Source organism: Streptomyces sp. NPDC028305 (genome assembly GCF_055569495.1).
Map to the genome: position 1 here is coordinate 672,094 of NZ_JBVHTN010000004.1, position 22,927 is coordinate 695,020.

At 67.7% G+C, this 22,927-nt stretch carries 17 protein-coding genes and 1 pseudogene; 16 read left to right on the plus strand and 2 right to left on the minus strand.

What is annotated here, in order from left to right:
* Positions 1-296: 296 nt before the first annotated feature.
* The 9 genes and pseudogenes from ACZ4WQ_RS19380 (at position 297) to ACZ4WQ_RS19420 (ending at position 11,486) form a co-directional block, all read left to right on the plus strand.
* Entirely contained in the window at positions 297-683 is a 387-nt protein-coding gene (locus tag ACZ4WQ_RS19380) for a YrdB family protein (protein ID WP_398371419.1), read from the plus strand.
* 177 nt (positions 684-860) lie between these two features.
* Positions 861-2,341, plus strand: a pseudogene (locus ACZ4WQ_RS19385) (SWIM zinc finger family protein); the annotation flags it as partial.
* 212 nt (positions 2,342-2,553) lie between these two features.
* The gene (locus ACZ4WQ_RS19390; RefSeq protein WP_398371421.1) at positions 2,554-3,351 is read left to right on the plus strand and encodes an ABC transporter ATP-binding protein; all 798 of its coding nucleotides are present in this window, start codon (positions 2,554-2,556) and stop codon (positions 3,349-3,351) included.
* Complete coding sequence (locus ACZ4WQ_RS19395) at positions 3,348-5,891, plus strand: FtsX-like permease family protein (protein WP_398371423.1); 2,544 nt, start codon at positions 3,348-3,350, stop codon at positions 5,889-5,891. Before ACZ4WQ_RS19390 ends, ACZ4WQ_RS19395 begins: the two co-directional genes overlap by 4 nt.
* Positions 5,892-6,048: 157 nt before the next feature.
* Complete coding sequence (locus ACZ4WQ_RS19400; RefSeq protein ID WP_398371425.1) at positions 6,049-7,239, plus strand: sensor histidine kinase; 1,191 nt, start codon at positions 6,049-6,051, stop codon at positions 7,237-7,239.
* Positions 7,236-7,370 carry a hypothetical protein gene (locus tag ACZ4WQ_RS19405; protein ID WP_398371427.1) on the plus strand — a complete coding sequence of 45 codons (135 nt, stop codon included), beginning with the start codon at positions 7,236-7,238 and terminating at the stop codon, positions 7,368-7,370. Before ACZ4WQ_RS19400 ends, ACZ4WQ_RS19405 begins: the two co-directional genes overlap by 4 nt.
* A gap of 1,202 nt (positions 7,371-8,572) precedes the next feature.
* Positions 8,573-8,758, plus strand: coding sequence for a hypothetical protein (locus ACZ4WQ_RS19410; protein WP_398371429.1), 186 nt, complete (start codon positions 8,573-8,575; stop codon positions 8,756-8,758).
* Positions 8,759-8,811: 53 nt separating this feature from the next.
* Positions 8,812-10,260: an N-6 DNA methylase gene (locus ACZ4WQ_RS19415; protein ID WP_468022310.1), complete on the plus strand. Its 1,449-nt coding sequence runs from the start codon at positions 8,812-8,814 to the stop codon at positions 10,258-10,260.
* The gene (locus tag ACZ4WQ_RS19420) at positions 10,260-11,486 is read left to right on the plus strand and encodes a hypothetical protein (protein WP_398371433.1); all 1,227 of its coding nucleotides are present in this window, start codon (positions 10,260-10,262) and stop codon (positions 11,484-11,486) included. The genes ACZ4WQ_RS19415 and ACZ4WQ_RS19420 overlap by 1 nt, the downstream gene beginning before the upstream one ends.
* A 113-nt stretch (positions 11,487-11,599) precedes the next feature.
* Here the strand turns inward: ACZ4WQ_RS19420 and ACZ4WQ_RS19425 are convergent, their stop codons facing one another.
* Positions 11,600-11,845 (minus strand): hypothetical protein, encoded by a 246-nt coding sequence (locus ACZ4WQ_RS19425; protein ID WP_398371435.1) that lies wholly within the window; start codon positions 11,843-11,845, stop codon positions 11,600-11,602.
* A gap of 369 nt (positions 11,846-12,214) precedes the next feature.
* Positions 12,215-12,556, minus strand: coding sequence for a helix-turn-helix domain-containing protein (locus tag ACZ4WQ_RS19430; protein WP_398371437.1), 342 nt, complete (start codon positions 12,554-12,556; stop codon positions 12,215-12,217).
* Between the two features lie 637 nt (positions 12,557-13,193).
* On the opposite strand from ACZ4WQ_RS19430, the gene ACZ4WQ_RS19435 reads away from it, so the two are divergent.
* The 7 genes from ACZ4WQ_RS19435 to ACZ4WQ_RS19465 all read left to right on the plus strand — a co-directional run bounded on the left by ACZ4WQ_RS19435 (position 13,194) and on the right by ACZ4WQ_RS19465 (position 22,908).
* On the plus strand, positions 13,194-13,463 hold the full coding sequence (locus ACZ4WQ_RS19435; RefSeq protein WP_147966487.1) for a hypothetical protein: 270 nt from the start codon (positions 13,194-13,196) through the stop codon (positions 13,461-13,463).
* Complete coding sequence (locus ACZ4WQ_RS19440; RefSeq protein ID WP_398371439.1) at positions 13,456-14,091, plus strand: DUF6879 family protein; 636 nt, start codon at positions 13,456-13,458, stop codon at positions 14,089-14,091. The genes ACZ4WQ_RS19435 and ACZ4WQ_RS19440 overlap by 8 nt, the downstream gene beginning before the upstream one ends.
* 502 nt (positions 14,092-14,593) lie before the next feature.
* On the plus strand, positions 14,594-16,513 hold the full coding sequence (locus tag ACZ4WQ_RS19445) for an ATP-binding protein (protein WP_398371840.1): 1,920 nt from the start codon (positions 14,594-14,596) through the stop codon (positions 16,511-16,513).
* Positions 16,514-16,879: 366 nt separating this feature from the next.
* Positions 16,880-18,697, plus strand: a complete 1,818-nt coding sequence (locus tag ACZ4WQ_RS19450; protein ID WP_398371441.1) for a GmrSD restriction endonuclease domain-containing protein — start codon at positions 16,880-16,882, stop codon at positions 18,695-18,697.
* Positions 18,681-19,709, plus strand: a complete 1,029-nt coding sequence (locus ACZ4WQ_RS19455) for an HPP family protein (RefSeq protein ID WP_398371443.1) — start codon at positions 18,681-18,683, stop codon at positions 19,707-19,709. The genes ACZ4WQ_RS19450 and ACZ4WQ_RS19455 overlap by 17 nt, the downstream gene beginning before the upstream one ends.
* A 363-nt stretch (positions 19,710-20,072) precedes the next feature.
* Entirely contained in the window at positions 20,073-21,125 is a 1,053-nt protein-coding gene (locus tag ACZ4WQ_RS19460; RefSeq protein ID WP_398371445.1) for a beta family protein, read from the plus strand.
* Between the two features lie 418 nt (positions 21,126-21,543).
* On the plus strand, positions 21,544-22,908 hold the full coding sequence (locus ACZ4WQ_RS19465; RefSeq protein ID WP_398371447.1) for a hypothetical protein: 1,365 nt from the start codon (positions 21,544-21,546) through the stop codon (positions 22,906-22,908).
* The last annotated feature ends 19 nt before the right edge of the window (positions 22,909-22,927 follow it).

A 22,927-nucleotide genomic window follows, 5' to 3' on the forward strand; every position in this document is an offset into this window, starting at 1 on the left:
CCTTCACCGCTGTGCGCAACCGCCGCCAGGCGGTCCTGTCCGCGGTTTCCGCCAGGTGCGCCGGCCCGGCCCGGGCTCATCGGGTGCCTCGGATACTGTCCTGCCGACAGCGGCGATGCCAGACGGCGGGTCGGCCCGCCAACTGGACCGCTCACCCCGGCCGACGCTCGTACCGTTCCTCCCGTTCCTCGCACAAGGGTGGCCCCCGTGCCTGTCGCATCACGTTCGATACCTGACCAGGCCCTCCACGGCGACCCCTCCGGCACGACGCTCCACGACCGCCCGGAGGCGACCAGATGAACGTCCCGCTGGCCCTCGCCAACAACGACGGCATGCTCGCCGTCCGTTTCCTGCTCGAACTCGCCTCGCTGGCCTGCGTGACACTCTGGGCGTGGCGTGCCGTGCCCCCGCCGTGGCGCTGGCTCGCCGCCGTCGCTCTCCCGGTCGCCTTGGGCTGGGCATGGGGAACCTTCACCGTGCCGGACGACCCCTCCCGGTCCGGCGAGAGCGACATCCACACCCCCGGCCCGGCGCGACTGCTCCTCGAACTCGCCATATTCTTCGGCGCGGTGGCCGCCCTCCACTTCGCCGGCCTGCAGCGCGCCGCCCGCTGGCTGCTGGCGGTCATGGTCCTCTACCAGATCCTCGCCTACGACCGCATCACCTGGCTCCTCAGCCACTGACCCCCGCCGCGGCACGAGCCCCCGGCGAAGGACCCGGTAAATGGGGAAAACGAGCCATTGATGGGTGGTGAGCTGGTGGTCCAGATGGCCGCCCCGGTGAATCGAGCGGGCGCGTAGGCAGACGTGTCGACCTTTCCGGAATCGCCTGCGTTGCACACGGAGGGGAGCTAGCGCCACTGCCCGTATGGCATGGAGGGCAACTTCTGCAAGCATCTGGTCGCCCTCGGCCTGACCGTGCTTGCCCAGCGGGAGAGTCTGCCGCGGCAGCGGAAGACGGCCCGAGACCGTGGGCAGGACCTTGACGGCTGGTTGTCCGGCCTGTCCAAGGAGGCATTGCTCGCCCTCGTACGTGAACAGATCGTCGAGGACCGGCAGTTACGGCGCCGCCTGGAGCTTCGGGCCGCGAGCGCTCGCGGGGACCTCGCCGCGGTCCGCGCCCGTATCCGCGATCTGCTGAACATCTCACCATTCGCGCAGTACGGGTACGTCGAGTACGCCGATGCCCGCGCCTACGCCGACCAGGCCGGGCAGGCGGTGTCCGCGATCGGCGCACTCACCAGATCTGGCCGGGCCGACGACGCGATCACCCTGGCGCGGGAGGCGATGAAGCTGCTCGCCGACGCGGTGGAGAGCGTCGACGACTCGGACGGATGGCTCGGCCAGGTCGGTGCAGACCTCGCCGACGCCCACCTCGAAGCGTGCCGTGCGGCACGCCCCGACCACGAGGAGCTCGCGCGCTGGCTGGTCGACCACGCGCTCGGCGACGTGGACGACGGCCTCACAGACATCGATCCGCTCGACTACGAGGAAATCCTCAGCGAAGAGGGGATGGCCGTCCTGCGGAAGCTGGCGGTCGAGGCGTGGCGGGGCAACCGCCGCGGCTGGGCCGAGAAGTACCTGATGGAGCGTCTGGCCAAGGCGGGAGGTGACGTCGACGCGGTGATCGCCGTGCATGCGGCCGACCTCTCACCGAACGGGCGCACGCACCTGGTCATCGCCCACGAGCTGGACACCGCCCGGCGACCAGACGAGGCCCTGCGCTGGGCGGAACGCGGCATCCAAGACACCCGGGACCTCGCCGCCGTCGACACTGCCCTCGTCGACTACCTCTGCGACCGCTACGCGCAGGCGGACCGGTTCCCCGATGCAGTGGCCCTGCGCCGTGACCACTTCGGCGCTCGCCGCACTCTGCTCGCGTACCAGCAACTGCGAGCGGACGCCGGGGCCGCGGACTGCTGGCCGGCCGAGCGTGAGGGGGCGCTCGCCCTGCTGCGTGCCGACGCAGAGCAGCAACATCACTCTCGGTACGGCGGCCCGGCCCTGATCGACGCCCTGCTCGACGACAAGGACACCGACGCGGCCTGGCAAGCCGCCACCGAGACCGGCGCCCACGACCAACAGTGGCTCACCCTCGCCGACCAGGCCCGTGCCACCCGCCCCGCCGACGCGCTCGGCGTCTACCTGCGCCTGGCCAACCCCTCACGAAGCAGACGGGCAACGCGATCTACGAGCAGCTCACCAGCCTGCTGCTCAGCATCCGCGACTGCCACCGCCGCCTGGGTACCCAGGACGAGTTCACCACGTACCTCACCGCCCTGCGCGCCGGCCAGAAGCGCAAACGCAACCTGATGCGACTCCTCGACCAGCACGGCCTGTGAAGGCAAGGTGACCGTCCACCACACCCTCAGCTTCCACTGAGCCGTACGGGGGGTCCACCGTTCGGTGGACCTCAGGTTCAACTGTTTGCCGCTGTCGGCACCACACCCCGTACGAAGAGCATGAATGGCAGCGGGGCGCGCCCATCTCTCTCCCCCCGGTGATACGCCCCGCACCCCCAAGCCACCCCCTTTCCCAGGCCAAAGGACAGCCCATGGACGGGACACAGGACCCGCATGCTCGGCCGGTCGTCCGGCTCGACGCCGTCAGCCGGCTCTACGGCGGACCGAAAAACCGAGTGACCGCACTCGACAACGTCAGCATCAGCCTGCAGAGGGGTACTTTCACCGCCGTCATGGGCCCCTCGGGTTCGGGCAAGTCCACCTTCCTGCACTGCGCCGCGGGCCTCGACCGTCCGACATCGGGTGCGGTGCACCTGGACGGGGTGGACCTCGCCTCGCTGCGGGAGAAGGCGCTGACCAAGTTCCGCCGCGAGCGCATCGGCTTCGTCTTCCAGGCGTTCAACCTCCTTCCGGCGCTGAGCGTGGTGGACAACGTGACACTGCCGCTGCGGCTGGCGGGCAAACGCCCCAAGAAGGCCGTCGTCGACGAAGTCCTCGAACAGGTCGGCCTGTCCGGCAAGTGGCGCAGCCGTCCCGGTGAGCTCTCCGGCGGTCAGCAGCAGCGCGTCGCCATCGCGCGGGCGCTCGTCACCCAGCCCGCGGTGATCTTCGGCGACGAACCGACCGGCGCCCTGGACACGCGCACCGCCGCCGAAGTGCTCACGCTGATACGGCAGTCGGTGGACGTGGTGGGACAGACCGTGGTGATGGTTACGCACGACCCGGTGGCCGCCGCGTACGCCGACCGCGTCGTGTTCCTGGCCGACGGCCGGCTCACCGGTGTAGTCGACCGGCCGACTGTCGAGCAGGTGACGGAGCAGTTGCAGAAGCTGGGCACCTGGGGCGACCCCGTCAACATCCAGCGGACCGGACACGAGGTGCGCCGATGATCCGGATCGCGGCGCGCACCCTGCGCCACCACATGAGCGGCTTCATCGTCTCGTTCATGGCCCTGTTCCTCGGTGCCGTCATCGTCATCGGCTCCGGCGGGCTCCTGGAGACCGGGATCCACAACGCGGCACCGCCGCACCGGCTGGCCGCCGCACCGATCGTCGTCACCGGCGACCAGCGCTACAAGTACACACAGAAAGACCTCGTCTTCCCGGAACGACTGCGTATCGACGCCGAGTTGACGGAAAAGATCGACAAGGTACCGGGCGTTGCGGCGGCGGTTCAGGACATGTCCTTCCCCGCGGCCCTCGTCAAGGGCGGGAAGGTCACCGGCCACGGTTGGTCCTCCGCCAGGCTCTCCCCCTACCAGCTCACCGACGGCACGGCACCCACCGAGGACGGCCAGATCGTGCTGGGCAAGGCGTTCGCGGACCGTACGGGGCTGACCACCGGCGAGCGGATCCAGCTCCTCGTCCACGGCACACAGAAGGGCTACCAGGTCTCAGGCCTTGCCACCGGGCCGGACGACGGAGGCGACGACGAAAGCGACGTCTTCCTCGCGGACGCCGAGGCCGCCAGGGTCGCGGACCGCGTCGGCACGACCGACAACATAGGTGTCTTCCCGGCCTCCGGCGCGAACACCCAGGAGGTCGCCTCGGCCATCCGCGCGGTCCTCGACGGCTCACCGGTCACGGTACTGACCGGGGACAACCGCGGCCGCGCCGAGGACCCGGACGTGGTGGCCGACGGCAGCGACCTGATCCCGCTCGCCGCCGCATTCGGCGGTCTGTCGGCGATGGTCACCGTGTTCGTGGTGGCCGGCACGCTGGGCCTCTCTATCCAGCAGCGGCAGCGCGAGATGGCGCTGCTGCGCACGATTGGTTCGACCCCTGGGCAGCTGCGCCGCCTCATCCTCGGCGAGACCCTGTTCCTCGCGGTCGTCGCCACCGGGCTCGCCACCATCCCCGGGCCCCGGTTCGGGCGCTGGCTCCTGGACGCGTTCGCGGACGCGGGCGTGGTACCGGGGTCGATCGCGTACCGGGCCGGCTCCGTGCCAGTGATCGTCGGTGTGGGCACGGCCCTGCTCACCGCGATCGGTTCGGCGTACATCGCGGCACAGGCCGCGGCGCGCACCCGCCCGATCGAGGCGCTGGCCGAGGCCACGCTGCAGCGCCGCTGGTTCAGTGCGTTCCGGCTGATCGTCGGGCTGCTGTGCATGGCCGGGGGCGCGGCCCTCGCCTGGGGCACCGCGGGCTCGGCCGGGCCGGACGCGGCCGGTGTCGCAACGCCGGCGGCAATGGTGTGGGCGGCGGCGTTCGGTCTGCTCGGTCCTGTCGTCGTACGCGCCATGGTGGCCGTGCTGCGCCGTCCCGTCGGCATGGTGTCCGGGCTCGCCGGCCAGCTCGCCGCGCACAACGCGCGGGCACGTACGGCACGACTCGCCTCGGCCGTGATGCCGGTGATGCTGGCGAGCGGTCTCGCGGTAGGCCTGATCTACATGCAGACCACACAGTCCGAAGGCGCCGAGCGGGCGTTCGACGAGAACCTGCGCGCGGACGCGGTCGTGACATCGGCCTCCGGTGGGCTGCCGCTCGACCTCGTCGACACGGTCCGCAGACAGCCGGGGGTGGCGGCGGCGTCCGCGCAGATCCCCACGACCGGGTACATCGAGCCGGACGAGCCGATGCGCCCGGGCGAGGGAGAGGACGCGGGCCCGCAACCCACCGAGCTGTCGATGCAGGGCGTCACCCCACAGGGCCTGGACCGTACGACGGCTTACCACGCGTCGAGCGGCAGTCTCACCGCCCTCAGCGGCGACTCGGTGGCGCTGCCCGCCACGTACGCGAAGGACCGCGAGCTCGGCGACCTGGTCCCGATGCGGCTCGGCGACGGCACACAGGTCAAGCTGAAACTGGTGGCCACGGTCGAGGGACGGCGTGGTTACGAGACCGCGCTCGTTCCGGCGTCGGTGCTGGTCGGACACACGGACGGCGCGCTCGTGCCCCAGATCATGGTGACAGCGTCGGCCGGCACCGACCGCGCCCAGCTCATGGCGTCCCTCGCCAAGTTGGCCGCGCTCCAGCCCGGCCTGCGGGTGTCGGACACGGACGCTCTCAAAGCGGCGCAGGCGGAGGCGGACGACACCCAGGCGTGGATGGCGTACCTGGTTCTCGGCGTCGTCGTCGGCTACGCGACGCTCTCCCTGATCAACACGCAGGTCCTCGCGACGACGGAGCGGCGCAAGGAGTTCATGCTCCAGCGGCTCATCGGCGCCACGCGCCGCCAGGTACTGCAGATGATGGCGGTCGAGGCGTCCCTGGTGGCCCTGGCCGGCATCGTCCTCGGCCTCCTGGTCGCGGGGGCGACGCTGGTACCGCTCAGCATGAGCGTCCTCGGCACGGCGCTACCCGGCGGCTCCCCGTGGATCCTCGTCGTGGTCCTGGCCGCGGCGGCGGCACTGACCCTGACGACGACGCTGCTGGCGGCGGGGGCCGTGCTGCGGGGCCGCCCTGGGGACATGGCGGGCATCAAGGACTAGTGCGGACTGGTGCCGCATCGAGGAACATCCGCCCCACTGATGAGCGCACCGTCGGCTTCGAGGACAGTCACGTGAGCCATAACTCCGCTCGCTCGGTGGGCTGTCCCGAACGGACCGTCGGTCGCTACTCAACTGCCCTATGTACGAGGTGAATCAATTGACTCAGCAGCAGCAGCCGGGCGACCGGCCCACCCTGGATCGGATCCGCCGTTGGAACATGGCGTGCTGGATCCTGCTCGGCCTGCTGCCGACGGCCGTCGCCGTGCTCGACGAGTCGCCGGCCCGGAAGTACGGAACGCTCGGCCTGCTCGTCCTGGTCGCCCTGTGCCACATCGTTGTCCTGACCCGCCCGGACAACCCCGTCCTGGGCCGCCGTGCCTACCTCGCCGTCCTCGCCCTCGTCCTGGGCGCGACGTCCTACTCCCTGGACGGCGCCGCCGCCCTCTACGTGATGTCGCTGCCGCAGTTCTGGCTCTACACCCGCGCCCCGCGCGACGCGGTCACGCTCAGCGGGGCGGCCGCCGCGCTCGCCGTGTTCGGCGGCGCGATCGGCCAGGACTGGAGCTCTCAATTCCGCACCGGCAACCTGGTGGTTACCGTGGTCGCCTACGTCGCTGGGGCGGGCCTGGGCCTGTGGATGTACCGGTTCATCGACCAGAGCAACGAGCGGCAGGAACAGCTGACCGCCGAACTCGCCAGTACCCAAGAGGAGTTGGCAGCGGCCTATCAGCGGCAGGGGGCGGCCGAGGAGCGCGAGCGCCTCGCCCGGGAGATCCACGACACCCTCGCCCAGGGCTTCGCCTCCATCGTGGTGCTCGCGGAGGCCGCTCGTGCCGCCGCCGACGGCGACCCCGAACGCTGCGCCCAGCAACTCATCTCCATCGAACAGACCGCCCGCGAGAACCTTGCCGAGGCCCGGGTCCTCGTCGGCTCCGTCCCCAAGGGCGCAGTCGCGGCCGGCTCGCTCGCCACCACCCTGCGCAGAACCCTGGACCGCTTCACGCAGGACACCGGCCTCACCGCCACCGCCGAACTGCCCGACATCGACCTGGACCAGCACACCCGCGTCGCCCTGCTGCGCTGCATGCAGGAGTCCCTCGCCAACATACGCAAGCACTCCGGAGCCGCCACCGTCGGCGTGCTCCTCAGCGCATCGCCGGGCGTAGTGGAGCTGGAGATCACCGACGACGGCCACGGGTTCGTCGTCGAGGACGCCCGCGGCTTCGGCCTCGACGGCATGCGGCGACGGCTCGCCGAACTCGACGGCGAGCTCACCGTCACCAGCTCCCCCGGGGAAGGCACCCGCGTCCTCGCCACCCTTCCCACTCACAGTCAGGACCGACCATGACCGACACGGTGACCGACAACGTGAACGACCGGATCCGTGTGGTCGTGGTCGACGACCACACCGTGATGCGCGCCGGAGTCATCGCCCTGACCGCACGCGGGCCGTCGTCCTGGCACTGGAACGAGGGCTGACGTGCGATCCTGAGCGACGAGCGTCCCTGTTCGGGTGTGTCTTCGGGAGATGTGGGAGATGCCGAGGGCGGGCGGGCCGTAGGTCCGCGATATTTACCGGGGCCGTCTGCCCGTGTCGGGGAAGTCCTGGGATGATTGGCGTCAGGGCGGCAGTTTCGGCAGAGTGGATCGTATGGCCGCACGAGAACCAAGCGCGCACGCTGGCTCGTCACCATCCGCCGGAAAAGCTTTCCTATGGATTGGGTATCTCCCGGGGGTACCGACCTGCGCAAGAACTTGTACCAGACCTGACCTGCGTGAACACGGAAAGCTGAGGGACTGACAGAGTATTTCTGTCAGTCCCTCAGCTGCCGGGTTCGCCCAAGAAGGCCCTGACTTGCACTTTTCCTTGCACAGATGGTGCCCCCGGCGGGGGACCCAGGAAATGGGGACAAACCGACCCATTGGTGAGCGGCGAGCTGGTGATTCAGACGGCCGTCCCGGTGAAACGAGCGGGCACGTAGCCGATCGGGCCGTCGGCCGCTGCGCACGGGGCCGCCCATGTCATGGCTGCCAGGAGGCGACGACATCCACTGCTCCCCAGAGCAGATCGATCGTCGAGGTGTCCAGCTGTTCGGCAGTACCGGACAGTGAAACGAAAGCCAGTCCGGTACTGCCTGCAATGAAGCCGGGCACGTGTCCCGCGCCTTTCTGGAGGGCCGCGAGATCGTGCTGGTCGAACGGCGACGCCAGCCTTCTCCGCGACCTCTAGGTAGATTTAGTTTACGTAGATCTGATTTACCTAAATCTCCCCGTGCTGGGCGGGGTGTGCGGGAAGTGTCGTGCCACCCGTCACGCCGCATCGGTCCTCTGGTGCTTCAGGTGAAGTGCCCCCGGTGCCGCATGGCGTGGCTTCCCGCTCTCGCCATCTCCTGCCACGGAGGACCGAGCTGCTTCCTGCGACCGATGAGGCCGAAAGGCCGGGGACGTAACTGCCCCTGCGTGGACGCCGACTCCGCCCTGCCGGGAAAGCCCAAATCCTGTGCTCCTTGATTCAGGCCCTGATGGCCTCCTCCTTTCCGTAAGAAAAACCCAAACCGCGTGCTCTGAGCGGCGCTTGCCGTGCGACCTCTACGGTTCTTACAAGTCGGCGAGGGAAAGCGAGCCGAACGCACTCGTGGTACGCCCCATGGGGCGACACATCGAGAGGGTGGGAGTCGGAGATGGAACACAAGCTGTTGCTCGTGACCGTGGCGGTCTTGTTCGCGGTGGTGGTCGCACTGCTGGCCGGGATGCTGGAGAGGACAGGAGGGGCGCGGCTTACGGCGGCGATCCGGACAGGGGCCGCGGCCTTCGCCGCCACCCTGCCGCTTGTCATCCTGATCATGTCCACCGTGGGGGTGGTGTGAGCGTGCGTGACCGGCAGCCTGCGCGACAAAGGACGCAAACGCCCGGAGGGATGATGGAAGCAGGACCGGACGCGGTGCTGGCTCAGGTTCGGCGGCTGACGCGGAGCATCAGCGGCAGGATGAACGCACAGGACGCCTGCCGCGTTGTCGTCGGCTTGATCTACCTGCGGTGGGCGGCACGGGACCATCATGCGGCGGTATCGAGGAGACCTTCGTGGACCTGGCTCGTCGCCCAGACCGCAGACCGTTCCACACCGGTGGGACCGCGCGTTCGAAGCTGCCTGAGTCAGTGGCTGCCGCGAGGTCTTGGCCTGGAGGATGCCGATGAGGACCCGGGCCTGGTGCCCCGGCTTCCGGCGACGGTCGAGGATCAGCTCCGCCGGCTGATCGTGGCCATCGACCGAGCCGAGAAGCCGGCCGGGCTACTTGACCAATGTCTGGCGGATCTGTCCGCCGCTCAGGCTCAGGGCGGACACTACTTCACGCCCGGGGACATCGTGCGACTGATGGTGGCAGCGGCGGTGCCTCAGGACGGGAACCGGGTCCTCGACCCCGTGTGCGGCTCGGCGGGGCTGCTGATCGAGGCCGTACGCCAGGTTCGTGAACAGATCGGCTTTCTCGATGCCAAGTTGTCACTGACGGGGCAGGACCTTCATGCCGGCACCTTGCAGATCGCGCAGATGAACCTCGCCGCGCACGGTGTCACGGCAACGCTTGAGCCGCCGATGGACAGCTTGGAGCGGCCCGCACACGCGTCATACGACATCGTGCTCGCCAATCCGCCCTTCAACGTGTCGGCCTGGGGACCCGACCCCCTGCCCGAGAGCGACCCGCGGTGGCCGGAAGAAGCTGCTCCGCCACGCGACAAAGCGAACTTCGCCTGGCTGCTGCATATCGCACACGCCCTCGCTCCTCAGGGCAGGGCCGCCGTCCTCATGGCCGACGGTGCCGCCACCGGCGTACGACCGATCGAGCGAAGAATCCGCGAACATCTTGTCGGCTCCGACCTCGTCGAGTGCGTCGTGGCGCTGCCACCCGGACTGTTCACCCACACCAAGATCTCCTGCTGCGTCTGGCTGCTGAATCGGGACAAGAGCCCGCACAGGGGCTGGGGGCAGAGAGACCGTCGTGGTCAGGTCCTCTTCATCCATGCCCGAGAGGCGTACGAGCTTGTGGGTAAATCCCGGCAGCGGCGCCTGGCCCCCGACGGCGTGGAGAAGATCCTGCGCACGCTTGCCGCTTGGAGGGGGACAGCGGCCGATTCCGGAGGGCGAGAAGCCGACTACGAGGATGAGCCCGGCTGGTGCCGGTCCAGCTCAGCTCAGGAGATCGCCGACCGTGAGCACGATCTGCTGCCCACGTCATACGCGGGAGCCGAAGCGGTCGAGGAAGGCGTGGCGGCGCGACTCCAGGTCGAGCGGCTCACCCGGGAGTTGTACGCGAAGTTCGATGAAGCGCACGTGCTGGAGCGTGACCTGCGACGAGCCTTGGACAGCCTGTGATGCACGACCTCACGACCGCGGTCGCCTCCCTCCCGAGGCGCTTTGAGGCCTGGGAGAACGTGACGGTGGAAGACGCCGCCGACCGGAAGCTCACGTACGGCATCCTCGAGAACGGCCTGCCGGGCGATCAAGGTGTCGTCCGCGCGGGCGACATTGGCGATGGGCGGATCACCACCGACCAGCCGGGCCGTACCGGCAGAGCCCACCCGCGGACGACGCGGGCGGCGCTGCGGGAGGGCGATCTCGTGGTCGTCCTGGTCCGCCGGGTCGGCGATGCGGCCCTGGTGACTGCGGAGCACCACGGCTGGATCGCGACGCGCTCCGTGGGGATCATCAGGTCCAAGGATCCCGATGTCACCGAGTGGCTGCGTATCTGGCTCAGGACTCCCACCGCCAGGTCCTGGATCGAACAGCATGTCACCGCCCATGTCGAGCCGACCCTGAGCCTCGACGCCCTGCGGAAGATGCCGGTGGCCCTTCCCCCGCGCGAACAGATGGGGACGATCCGCGAACTGATCAGTCTGATCGAGCGGAAGACCGAGCTCAATCGACAAATCGCCGCCGACGCGGTCGCCCTGGCCGACGCCCATTACGCCATCTTGGCCTCCGAGCGGCCCGGTTGGCCCCCGAGCACATTCCAGAAAGTTGCCCGTGCGCGGACCGGGAAGTCGGCCTCCGCGCCTCTCCCGGACAGCGAAGGCGTGATGGCCCCCCGGGTCGCTCCCGCCCAGCTCTTCAACGCCTCCCTGCCGTACATCGAGGACACCACTCCCCATGAGCCGGCCGACCCACGCGTCGTATCCCCTCCGGGGACGCTCCTGATAGCGCCCCGCCCGGACGGAGCTCGCACCGCGGTCACCCTCCTGCCCGCCGTACCGTCCAGAGGGGTCCTCGCGGTCACTCCTGCCGAGCCCACGGACCTGTGGTGGCTTCTGCACGAACTCCGTTCCCGAAGCAGAGACCTGTCGGACGCAGCCCACGGCAGACATGCCCGTGAGCTCACCAAGCGGGGCTTCTCGGCCCTTGACGTCGCCTGGCCGGGCCCCGAGACGCGTCATCGATTCCACGCGACGGCGGAGCCCCTGCACCGCAGGGCGCGCGCGGCGCTCGATGAGAACCACACCCTGAAGGCACTCCTCGACACGCTGCTCCGCAACATCCCGTCGACGTCAGGGGGCCTCTTCGAACGGCAAGGAACCGTGCCACGCACTGACTCGTCAACGTGAAGGCACGTGTCGGCCTGATCACGTCAGACGCTTATGCGAGATCTGGGCCGGGGCGGGGATCTCGGGAAGGGCGGCTGCCAGATGTCCGGGGCGTCCCCGCCGCGCACTACCTCCTACTGCTGGGCAGCCCGTTGACCCTCCCAGGTGACCTTGAACACTGCCCACCCGCCGAAGGCTGATCGGTCCAGCTGAACGTAGCCGCGACGTTCGAGCTCGTCTCCTGCCTCGATGATTTCTTCATGGGCGAGACGAACGTATTGGGTCAGGTCGTAGTAGTGCGGAAGAGAGTTGTGATGGTCGTTGAAGTACCTGATCATCGCCCGGAGCACTGCTAGCTCTCGTTCATTGAGGGTGCTCATACTGGGCACGGTAGGGCAGGTGGCCGGAAACCGCTTCCGGGGAACTCGCACACCACACGAGGCCGACGGAGCGGCTTGGGCCGGTGCCTGCCCGGTTTGGGGTCGGGCGTGGTCAGGGGGCCGCACCCTGGTCAGGCAACTCGCCTCCGCCGCCACGGCGCGGTTTATCGGCTTCGGTGGTGGAGCTTCCGCCTGGTCGGGGAACTGCTTGGCCATGCCTCGGCATCCGGCGTCCGCCTTGGCCTTCACCTGCGGGAACTGCTCAAAAATCCCCGCTGACCTGCGGGAAAGCTCATCAAGATCATTACGCGGTCATTACGTGATCACTGTCATGGGGCTGCCCTCGGCGGCGTCCGGAGCGTCACCGCATCAGGCCGCTTCGGTGCGATGCGGGGTGAAGGTCACCTGTGTGTCGTCATCGTCGAGGGCGATGTTGAGCGAGGCGTCCAGGGCCTTGGCCAGCTTGGCGAGGAGAGGCAGCGTGGGAACGGTGTCGGAGCCCTCGATGCGTGAGATCTTGGCCTGAGTCAGTCTTGCGCGGGCGGCCAGCTCGGCCTGGGTCAGGGCGAGCTCGGTGCGGCGTTCGTACACGGCGCGGGCGAGGGCCATGGACAGCGCGATCTGCTGCCGGGCCTCGGCTACGTCATCCGGCTCGGTGACCCCCTCGGCGAGCTTCCGTTCGCGCAGGGTCTTCCAGCGGCTGTGGTTCATTGCTCAAGCTCTCCTTCCTCGATCACGCGTACGAACGCCTCATGTGCGGGGCCGTGTTCGGCTTCACAAGTCTTCTGGGCGAGCTTGGCCCGCCTGGCCTCCGCTTCCTCTCTCATCTTCGTCTTCCGGAAGACGGTCGGCAGGACGACCCTGCGATGGAGGGTGAGCCAGTACGTGATGCGTGTGTCGGCTCCGTCCGGGGTGGGGCGCGGCTCGCGGACTCCGTCGCCGAGGCAGCGAGGCGAGCGTACGGCTCGCTGAGCTGGGCGGCGTACTCGGCGAGGAGTCCGACGTACGCGTCGACTTTGAGGAAGTGCTTGGCTGCAGAGCCTCGAGCCAGTCGCGAACCTCGGGTTCGATCCCGATCGCGAAGAGCTCGTCCACAGCGCAACGATATATGTCGTAGGCGACATACCCAGCGGCCCGAGTCTCGTCCGGGGGCTACCGGGCGGGCCCCGCAGTGGGCGGTGAGCTGGTGAACCAGACGCGATCTCGGGCACGAGCCCGCTGACCTTGGCGAGATCCACACACAGGGTGAGCCGCGTGATGACCGTAAGGCGACCCTCTCACCTTTGGGTACCGCCCTGGATACACTGTGTAGCAAAAGGGTGCTCCACCACCTCGACCGGAGGCAGACATGGCCCGTGCCTGGGAGGCTGACCCGTCCGCGTTATTCGAGCGTCGGCTGGGGAGATCAGCCGAAGAGCTGGGGAACTCCGATGGCAATGACGAGTGCCCGGACATCTGGCAGCTCGATAATGGCGATGTTGCTGTGATCGGCAGGGATCTGACGGCCGACTACCGCACCCGTCTGCCTCATGGCGTGAACCTCGCTCCGGATGAGCGGCTGGTCGTCATCCCAGGGAACATGCTCAGCGCGGCGAAGAAGGACATCCCCGATGCTTGATCTCCTTGCCCCTGCCCTCACCCCCGAGCAAGGTGAACGGCTCACCCGGACCGCCTACAAGCAGGACTTCCGGGAACGGGAGAACGCCATCCGTGACGGGAGTTCCTGGAAGCTGGAGCGCCGGCAACACTTCGAGGAGCAGGGCAGTCCGAGCCGTGACGCCCTGCGCCGGGGCGACTGGGACGAGGCGCTGCGACTTCTCGCCGACCGGCGTGACACCCTTGCCGCGGCCGCTCAGGAAGAGGCGCGCAGGGGCTATGCCTTTCATCGCGTGCGGGTGGTCGAGAAGCCGCTGACACCGTATGTGCAGTGGGAACTCCACTCCCAGCGGCAGCGTGCGCAGTACGGGCAGAGGATCAGGGTCATCCCCGCCGAACGGGTGGCCGCTTCGGAGAGCACTCACCCACTCCCGGAATTGGTCGTGCTCGGCGGTCACACCCTCTTCCAGGTCCTGTACACCGAGACAGGAGTCGCGAACGGTGCGATCCGCTACACCGACCGTGATCTTGTGACGCGCTGGGAGAACTACATCAAGGCGCTCTACGCGGTAGGCGAAGATGTGATCTCCTACTTCGACCGTGAGGTGGCGCACTTTGATCCGCCGACGCTGAGCGCAGGAAGGGAGTAGGCCGATCGCAGCGCCAGGCGGAGGGGGCGAGCAGTCCGGCAGCACCCATTCCGAGCTGTCGGGATCCTCACGTGACGTCGTCCAGGCGAGGAATGTCCACGGCGGCATCCACTTCCACGCGCAGGACAAGCCGGACCCGGGAAGTTCCGCCAGCCCCACCCCACGCCAGTTACCGGCTGACGTACGCGGATTCGTCAACCGTACCGATGAGCTCGGCGAGCTGAACGCCGTTCTCACCAGCGAGGGCGGCGGTCCGCTCGTCGTCTCGGTATACGTGATAGCCGGTACCGCCGGCGCTGGAAAGACATCGCTGGCACTGCGCTGGGCACACCAGGTCCGGGAGCGTTTCCCGGATGGCCAGCTGTACGCCAATCTGCGTGGCTACGACCCCGGGGAGCCAGTCGCGGCACGTGAGGCTCTGCACCGCTTTCTGACCTCTCTCGGTGTCCCGGCCGATGCCGTACCGCAGGACCTCGATGCCGCTGCCGCGTTGTACCGTTCGTTGCTGGCCGACCGTCGGGTGCTGGTCGTCCTGGACAATGCGGCCAGTGTGGGCCAGGTCAGGCCGTTGCTGCCCGGGAGCGCGCACAGCCTGGTGCTGGTCACCAGCCGCAGCCGCCTGTCCGGCCTCGCCGTCCGGGACGGGGCCCGCCGGCTCACGCTCGGTGTGCTGCCGGAGCCGGAAGCGGTCGCCTTGCTGCGGGCCGTCACCGCTGGGTACCGGCCGGTGGACGACGAGCAGCAACTCGCCGAACTGGCCCGGCTTTGTGCACGGCTTCCCCTTGCACTGCGTATAGCCGCGGAACGCGCGGCCAGCCACCCCCACCTGCGACTGGCCGACCTCATTGCCGACTTGCGCGACGAATCGGCCCTCTGGGACGCCCTGAGCACGGGCGACGACGAGGAGGCCGAAGCAGTCCGCACCGTCTTCGCGTGGTCCTACCGCGCCCTGTCCGAGCAGGCCGCCCGCCTGTTCCGCCTGCTCGGCCTGCACCCCGGACCCGAGTTCGGACTGCAGGCCGCCGCGGCCCTGGCCGGGTCGACCAGCAGCAGCCGGACCCGGCAGCTGCTGGACTCCCTGGTCGGTGCCCATCTGCTGGAACAGACGGCCCCGGACCGCTACCAGTTCCATGACCTTTTGCGCGCCTATGCCATCGACCAGGCTCAGCACGAGGAGCCGCCCGCCGAGCGCGAGGCAGCCCTGTGCCGGGTGCTGGAGTGGTACCTGCACACCGCCGATGCCGCGCAGAGCTGGATCAACCCTGCCGAGGACCGCCTGACCCTCCCGCCTGCCCCGGATGATGTCAGCCCGCTGATGTTCTCCGACTACGACGCTGCCGTGGACTGGGCCGAGCGGGAGCACGCCAACCTCCTCCAGGCCGTACGCAGAGCGGCTGACGCCGGGCAAGACCGACTGGCGTGGCAGTTGTCGGCAGTCTTATGGAATGCGCAGTTTCCTTCCGCCTCGGGCACGAGCTGGCCGGCTGTGGGCCGCATCGGGCTGGAGGCAGCGGAACGGCTGGGTGATCGCGCCGCGCAAGGCATACTCCTCACCTGGCTCGGGATGGCCCACACCCGCATCAACTGCCTGGCTGAGAGTCTCGAATACCACGAGAAAGCGCTGCTGATCCGGCGAGAGCTGGGTGACCGCCTGAGCGAAGCCCGCTCGCTCAACCTGATCGGCCTCAACCACCTCCGCGGCAGACGACTCGACGCCGCTGCCCGCCACTTCGAGCAGGCCATCGCCGTATTCCAGGAGCAGGACGCCGCCCACTGGGCCGCTACCGCGCTGTCCAACCTGGCGACCGCCCACTACCGTGCCGGACGGCTTCCAGAGGCAGCAACCGTCATCGACCAGGCCCTGGCAGCACACCGAGCTCTCAGCAACAAGCGCGGTGAGGGCAACATCCTGCGCGTGCTGAGCGACGTCCGGCGTGAGCAGGGCGATGCCGAGGAAGCCCTGGTCTTTGCCCAGGCCGCCCTCGATATCGCCCTTGGCCTCCGCAACCTGCGCCTGGAGGGCTTCTGGCTGCTGACTCTCGGCGATGCCCAGCGAGCGAAGGGCCAGTTCGCCGAGGCCCTAATCTCCTATCAGCGATCCGCCACGCTGCACCGACGCCTCGCGGACCGCAGCCGAGAGGCACTGGCCTGGCAGGGCGTGGGCGAGGTGTACTGCCGGCTCGGACGTCATGCAGAGGCGGCCGACTTCTACCGCCAGGCCGCCTCGACGCACCGCGAGCTCGGTGATGAGTGGCACCAGGCCCTGGCTCTCGATGGTCTCGGCTCGGTCGTACTCGGCGAAGGCCCGGAGGAAGCCCGTCGACACTGGACACAGGCGCTGAGACTACTCGCCGACTTCGACGATCCTCGCGCAGTGGCGGCGCGTGAGGGAATCGAACGCCAGGTGGCAGAAACAAGCTGAAGCAGGGGCTGAGTCGTTCCGGATGGTGCCCGGTGGTGCTGATCAGCCGAAGACCCATCGCGGTGTCTTCGCAGCACCGCGAGCTGCGGGTGCTGGCCACGCTCCCGGCCGGGTACAGCTGAACGACGGCGGGATGGGCGCTCTTGTACGGCTCGACGCATCCCACTTGCTTGGGCTTACCGCGTGAGCCGCTGCCTGCCCGTCCACGGCGAGGTCGGTCGTGCATTTTAGTGGGCGCCGTTCAGCGCATGTCGAAGGCTACGCGCGTTGGCATGCCTGCCAGTAGCATGTCTGGCTCGTGACGCAGAAGAGCGTCCTTGTTACTGGGGGTGTGGGGTGGCGTTGGACGGGCCGAGCCTGGGCAAGATGCTGGACGATGTCGCGGCGGGGAGGATCCAGCTCCCCGACTTCCAGCGGCAGTGGAAATGGGATGACGATCGGATTTGTGCCCTGTTGGCGACGGTGACGCTCGACTATCCGCTGGGTGTCGCCATGACACTGGAGACCGGCGGCGAGGCTCAGTTCAAGGCCCGGCCGCTCCATGGCACCGAGGTGGGCCCACACGTTGTCCCGGAACAGCTGCTGCTCGACGGACAGCAGCGGCTGACGTCGTTATTCCAGGCGCTGAAATCGGATCGCCCGGTGGAGACGACTGGTGCGCGCAACAAGCCGCTCAGGCGCTGGTACTACATCGACATTGCCAAGGCAGTGGACGAGGCGGCGGACCGGGATGAGGCGATCCTTTCTGTTCCGGAGGACCGAGTCGTGCGAGGCACCTTCGGCCGTGGAACATCCTGGAACCTCACAACGCGGGTGAATGAGTGCGAGAGCGGCCTGTTTCCGCTGAATCTACTCTTTGATCCGGATCGGACCGGGAAGTGGCAACGGGCTTATGTCAACGGCGGCGACGATCGTTGGGACCTGTGGTCGGCGTTCCAGGCGCGGGTTATCGACACGGTCAAGGGATTCAAGGTTCCGTTGATCCGCCTGCCAAAGGAAACCCGTAAGGAAGCGGTGTGCTCTGTCTTTGAGCGTGTGAATACCGGTGGCGTTGTCCTCAATGTATTTGAGCTGCTCACCGCGACCTATGCGGGTGACGCACAGTTTGCTGAGCGCAACGGAGGCGAGGATTTCAGCCTCATCGATGACTGGCGCGCGATCAAGGGCGGATTGTGCTCTGAGTACCCGGTTTTCGGGACCCTGGACAAGGACAGTGGGCAGGAGACGGGGCTCACCAGTCTGGACTTTCTCCAAGCTATCGCACTGGTGCGAACCTACCGGCGCAAACAGAACTTCCTGACGGAGCATCCCGGAGCGACAAACGCGCCGGCGGTGAGCTGTAAACGCCGTGATCTGCTGCACCTTCCGCTCTCCGACTACACGCAGATCGCTCCGAGAACCGCAGAAGCGCTGTCCTGGGTCGGCCGATTCCTGGCTACGCAGCACGTGTTCCGTGAACGCGACCTGCCTTACGGGTCTCAGGTGGTGCCCCTCGCAGCCATTGGCGTCATTCTCGGGAAGGTGGTAAATGACCCGGGCGTCCATGAAAGGATCGCGCGCTGGTACTGGTGCGGTGTACTCGGAGAGCTCTACGGAGGGGTCACCGACACCCGGTTCGTCCGGGATGTCGAGCAGGTGGTCGGCTGGATCCGGGACGGCGGTCCGGAGCCAGACACCATCACGGAGGCAACCTTCCAGGAACAGCGCCTGCACCGGCTCACCTCTCGCAACAGCGCGGCGTACAAGGGAATCTACGCTCTCCTCATCAAGGAGGGAGCAATCGACTGGTTCTTCCACGAAGAACCGATCAGCGAGCAGACCGTCATCGGGCAGTACGTGGACATCCGTCAGGTCTTCCCGAAGACCTGGTTCGAGCACAACGGCGTGGACAGCCCGGCGATGAACAGCATCGTGAACAAGACCCCGCTGTCCTACCGGGCGCAGCAGACTATGGGGACCAGCGTCCCTTCGGCCTACCTGCTCTCCTTCGAACGGCATACAAGCAGTCCGGGCGACTGGTTCGATGACATCGTCAGCACCCATCTGATCGACCCCAAGACCCTGCGTGCGGACGACTTCGAAGCCTTCTACCAGGACAGGACGGCCAGGCTTCTGGGACTCGTGGATCGGGCGATGGGCAAAGCCGCGGTCCGTGAGGGGGCGAGCGATGGCTACACCGGATGACGCGACATTCAAGGAACTGGAAGGCACTACTGTATCGATCCGGGACCTTCTGTCTTTATGGGGTTTCCGGATCCGCGACCATGCATCCGTCCCACAGATCGAAATCGACCTGAAGAACGCGGGGCTGATCACCGTGCCGCACTTTGCGGCCGGGGCACTGGACGACCAGGTTGAGGTTATCGCGGCCACCAGTGAGCGCGATAAGCGTGTCAGGACCGAGGACTCCGAACAGGATTCAGCCCAGGGTGCTGAGGACGCCGAGGACTCCATCGGCATGTTCCCGCAGACGGCGATGAGGGTCCACGACCTGCCATGCGCTCACAGGGTCACACCGATCGCGCCTGACGATCCTCTCCCTCTCGCGATGGGCATGATGGCGGAGCACGGATACTCGCAACTCCCTGTGCTTGACCTCGCGGGTACTCTGCACGGGGTCGTCACCTGGGAATCGATCGCCCACATGCACGCGACCGGGCGCGAGCCGGGTCTCGCCAGTGCGATCACCAGCGAGTGCGAGATCGTCAATGCGTCCGCTCACCTGCTGCCGGTGCTGCCCCTCATTCGCGCCCATGAGTTCGTCCTGGTCCGAGCTGCGGACGGGCGGGTGAGCGGCATCGTCACCTCTGCTGATCTCGCAGGCGAGTTCGGCACGGTTGCTCGACCGTTCTTCACCCTGGGGGAGATTGAGCGGCGATTGCGGCGTTGTCTGGGCCGGGCCTACGACGAGTCCGATATTCAGAAAGTGCACAAGAAGAAGAAATCCGTCGACGAGATGATGTTCGGCGAGTACATCCGGCTCCTGGACAACGAGGGACGCTGGCACAAGCTCGGTTGGCCCGGTGTTGACAGGGAGCACTTCATCGGGCTGCTCAGCCGTGTGAAAGACGTCCGCAACACGGTCATGCACTTCAACGCGCCCTCGCTCAAGCCCGAACAACTCGACCTGCTCGACCGCTTCGTAGGCATGCTACGGCTTTACGACCCGGACTACGGAGCGACCAGCGCTACCTGAAGGCAACCCGATGCCGACCTCGGGCAGCAGTGCTCGCTGCCCTCGGCGTGGATGCACGCGGCCAGGCCGGGAGAGTCCGCACAACGATGCGGCGCCTGGCCTGCCCCACACGCTGGACTGCCCCTCTCACGACTCTGCAGGCCACGGCGGGAAGCCCCCAAGCCCGTAGCTCCGGGCGGCCGGTCCCCACCACTGTGAGGGCACTACGTACATCAGCAGAGAAGCGCGAGCCGTGGCTCCTCGGCCCTTCGCTCCTGACGCATAACACGCCGTCGTGGCTGATTGGCGCCCTTTCCCGTTCCAGGAACCCAATTCACCCTGAAGGCGGGGAGACGACACGGTCTGCGCCGAGGGGGAGCCGCCATGTCCGAACCGCTATATGTTTCTGTGCTGCCGACCCGACCGCATGCCGTGGCCGCCTACCGCGGGCTGCGGCCCGATGTTCAGGCCAGGGTTGCCCCGCTGTGGACCCTGCCGCCCCGCCCCGGCATGCTGCCGGACCTACTGGCCGCGGAACTTCGCAAGGAGGCGGGCCGGATCGCCACCGTGCACCGCCACCAGCCGGCATGGCTGGACGCGCCGTTCGCCGACGAGAGCGAGGCCGCCGTACTGGCCGAAACCCTGCCGCCCGAGTGGTGGGCTCAGCGAAACCTGCGCCCGGTGACCGGCCCCGGCCGGCCCGTCCCCCAGCAATCCCTGGCCCTCGCGGTGGCTCGGCGGCATGGCGGTGGTCTGGGTATACGTGTACGGGTTCCGGGTGGGTGGCACGACCGAGACGTCGGACGACTGTGTGAGCTTCTCGATCGTGCCTGTCCCGTCGACCCAGTCGACCTGTTCCTCGATCTGGGCTCTGTACAGCCCTCTCGCCAGGACGCGGCCAAAGAAGCTCTGTGCGCTCTCGACGCTCTGGTCCCACTCGCCCCCTGGCGGGCGGTAATTGTAGCGTCAGGCGGCTTCCCGGAGCTGCCTGACGGCTTCCTGGAGAGCGGGTGGTGCGAGGCCCCCCGATCGGACTGGGACATGTGGCACGAGATCCACGACAGCGGGCGCTCCTATCTCCCCCTGCTGCACTACGGCGACTACGGCATCCTCCCGGCCAGATATGCGGCACAGACCCCGGTCTCGGGAAACGGCGGACCGAAGTGGGGCATCCTCCGCTACACCACCGCCCGTTCTTATTTCCTGGCCAAGGTGCTGCAGCGCGGCGAGGACCGCGACGCGGCCAACCGCGACGCCGCTCGGCGCCTCACCCGCCTCACGGACTTCCGCGGCCCGTCGGCCGGAGCGGGGGAGGGTTGGCTGCGCGATTGCGCCCAGGGATCCGTCACCACCGGCAACCACTCCGTGTGGAACCGAGTGGGAAACATCCAGCACATGACGTTCGTCGTCAGCTGTCTCCCAGGGCGCCTTCGCTGAGCAAGTGGGTGAGGTGGTCAGGACCGGGTTGAGCACCGTGATCGAGGGGACGTGCGGCGAGGGCGGCGGAGCCGGGCATGGCGTCGATGGCGTACTTGTCCCGTGCAGGCCGGCGTTGGCGAGGAGGGACTGCGGAGTGGTGGCCGAAGGCCTCGGTGATCGGCTCGACGGCCATGCGGGACACGTCGATTCCATGGTTGGCCGTTTGACGCGGGGGACAGCGACCTGCGCGCAGCGTTGACCGGGCGCCAGACAATCGGTGAGTCCGTCGGTTTGGTCCTTGAGAAACTTGGCGAAGACGTAACGGAGCTGGCCGAGGCGGCGAGAACCGAGGACGCGTGAGCCAGAAGTTGGAGCTGGCGCGCTACGATCCCTGTGGGCCTGGCTCGGTGTGGCGGCAGGCGATTTGGGGGAGTGGATGGCATTCGCACAACCAAGGCGGATGGATTTCCCGTCTTCGGCGCGATCGCCACGGTTGGCGATTCTGCGCCCTGACCATGGCTTCCTTCGTCTGCTCGATGACGACTACACCAAGGGAAGGTCCTACTCCCAACCCTGCCGTGACTGGCCCGAGGTCAAGTCACACCTTGCGATCCTGCTTGCTCCGGCCGACCAGCAGGGTGACGAAGGTGACCGGGAGCAACCGGAGCGGATCTGGGGGCTGGGCATCGTGCGTCCTGCTCGGGAGACCGACCGGGACCGGAAGGTCGTCGTCACCCGTACACGAAGGATTCGAGACCTGGTGCCTGTCTCGGGGCTCTGGTGCGCCGGCGGTGGGCGGGACGGCGCACTCGCCAGGTCGTTACCGGAAAGCGGTCCTGTCACGGTCGGCGCAGACGCCGTGTTCGCCAATCTCCGGCGGATCTCCCGCGATGTCGAGGCCGAAGTCCAGAGGCTGATGCCTCTGCTCGACGACGCCGAAGGCTGGAGCGAACGGGAGCTCCGCTGGCGCGATGAACGTGACGCTTTGCTGCTCTTCGCCAAGATAGCCGGGTTGACCCCGAACGACTTCGCGCCGGTACGCGGCTGGGACGTGACAGCCGCCCGAGAAAGCTTCCTCAGCGGGCTCACCGGGACCGCGGTTCAGCCGATGCTCGACGACATCCGTGGGCGGGCAGCGGACAGGTTCCGCGGTGTCGGTGAGACCGTCGTCCAGGCGTTCGTGAGTGGCAAAGGCCGCCAAAGCTATGACTTCGAGGCCACGTCTATAACCGATCGGCGGGTGGTCGACGGCGGGGAGGGCTCCCTCGACGCCTACTACTACCACGTCGCCACCCGGACGCTCGTCATACTGCGCTACCTGAGTCCTGCCCCGAACGGGCTCTTGTCGTCCGACGCCCGGCACAGTCTGGACGATTTCCACGGCCGTGTTCACTGCCTGCCAAGACCCGCCCGACGCAGCGCCGACGATTACGGCTTGCTTGACGACCCTCTCTTTCTCCGCATTCACGAGCAGGTGCCCTTCACTGCTGCTCTGGACCGGACGAGCCCCGGCGCGATCTACCCATACGGCCAGATCGCGGCAGCGGTCTCGGCCACCGCGGCGCACGGTCTCCCAGGTCTCTCTACGGACATGCTCACCCGCCACCTGGTGCCGACCGACTTCGCCCGCTTGGTGCGCGACGGCTGGTTCGGTGCGCGCGATGTGCCCTTCGAAGTGGCCTTGGACTGGGTGGAGGCCACTGTCGAAACGGTCGGTGTCGCGTTGATGGTCGTCGATTTCAGCAGTCGGCCGCGTGGCAACGGCTCAGGGATCGGGACGCGGGCTCAGGGCGTCGCATAACACCACCAGTGGGAAGGCA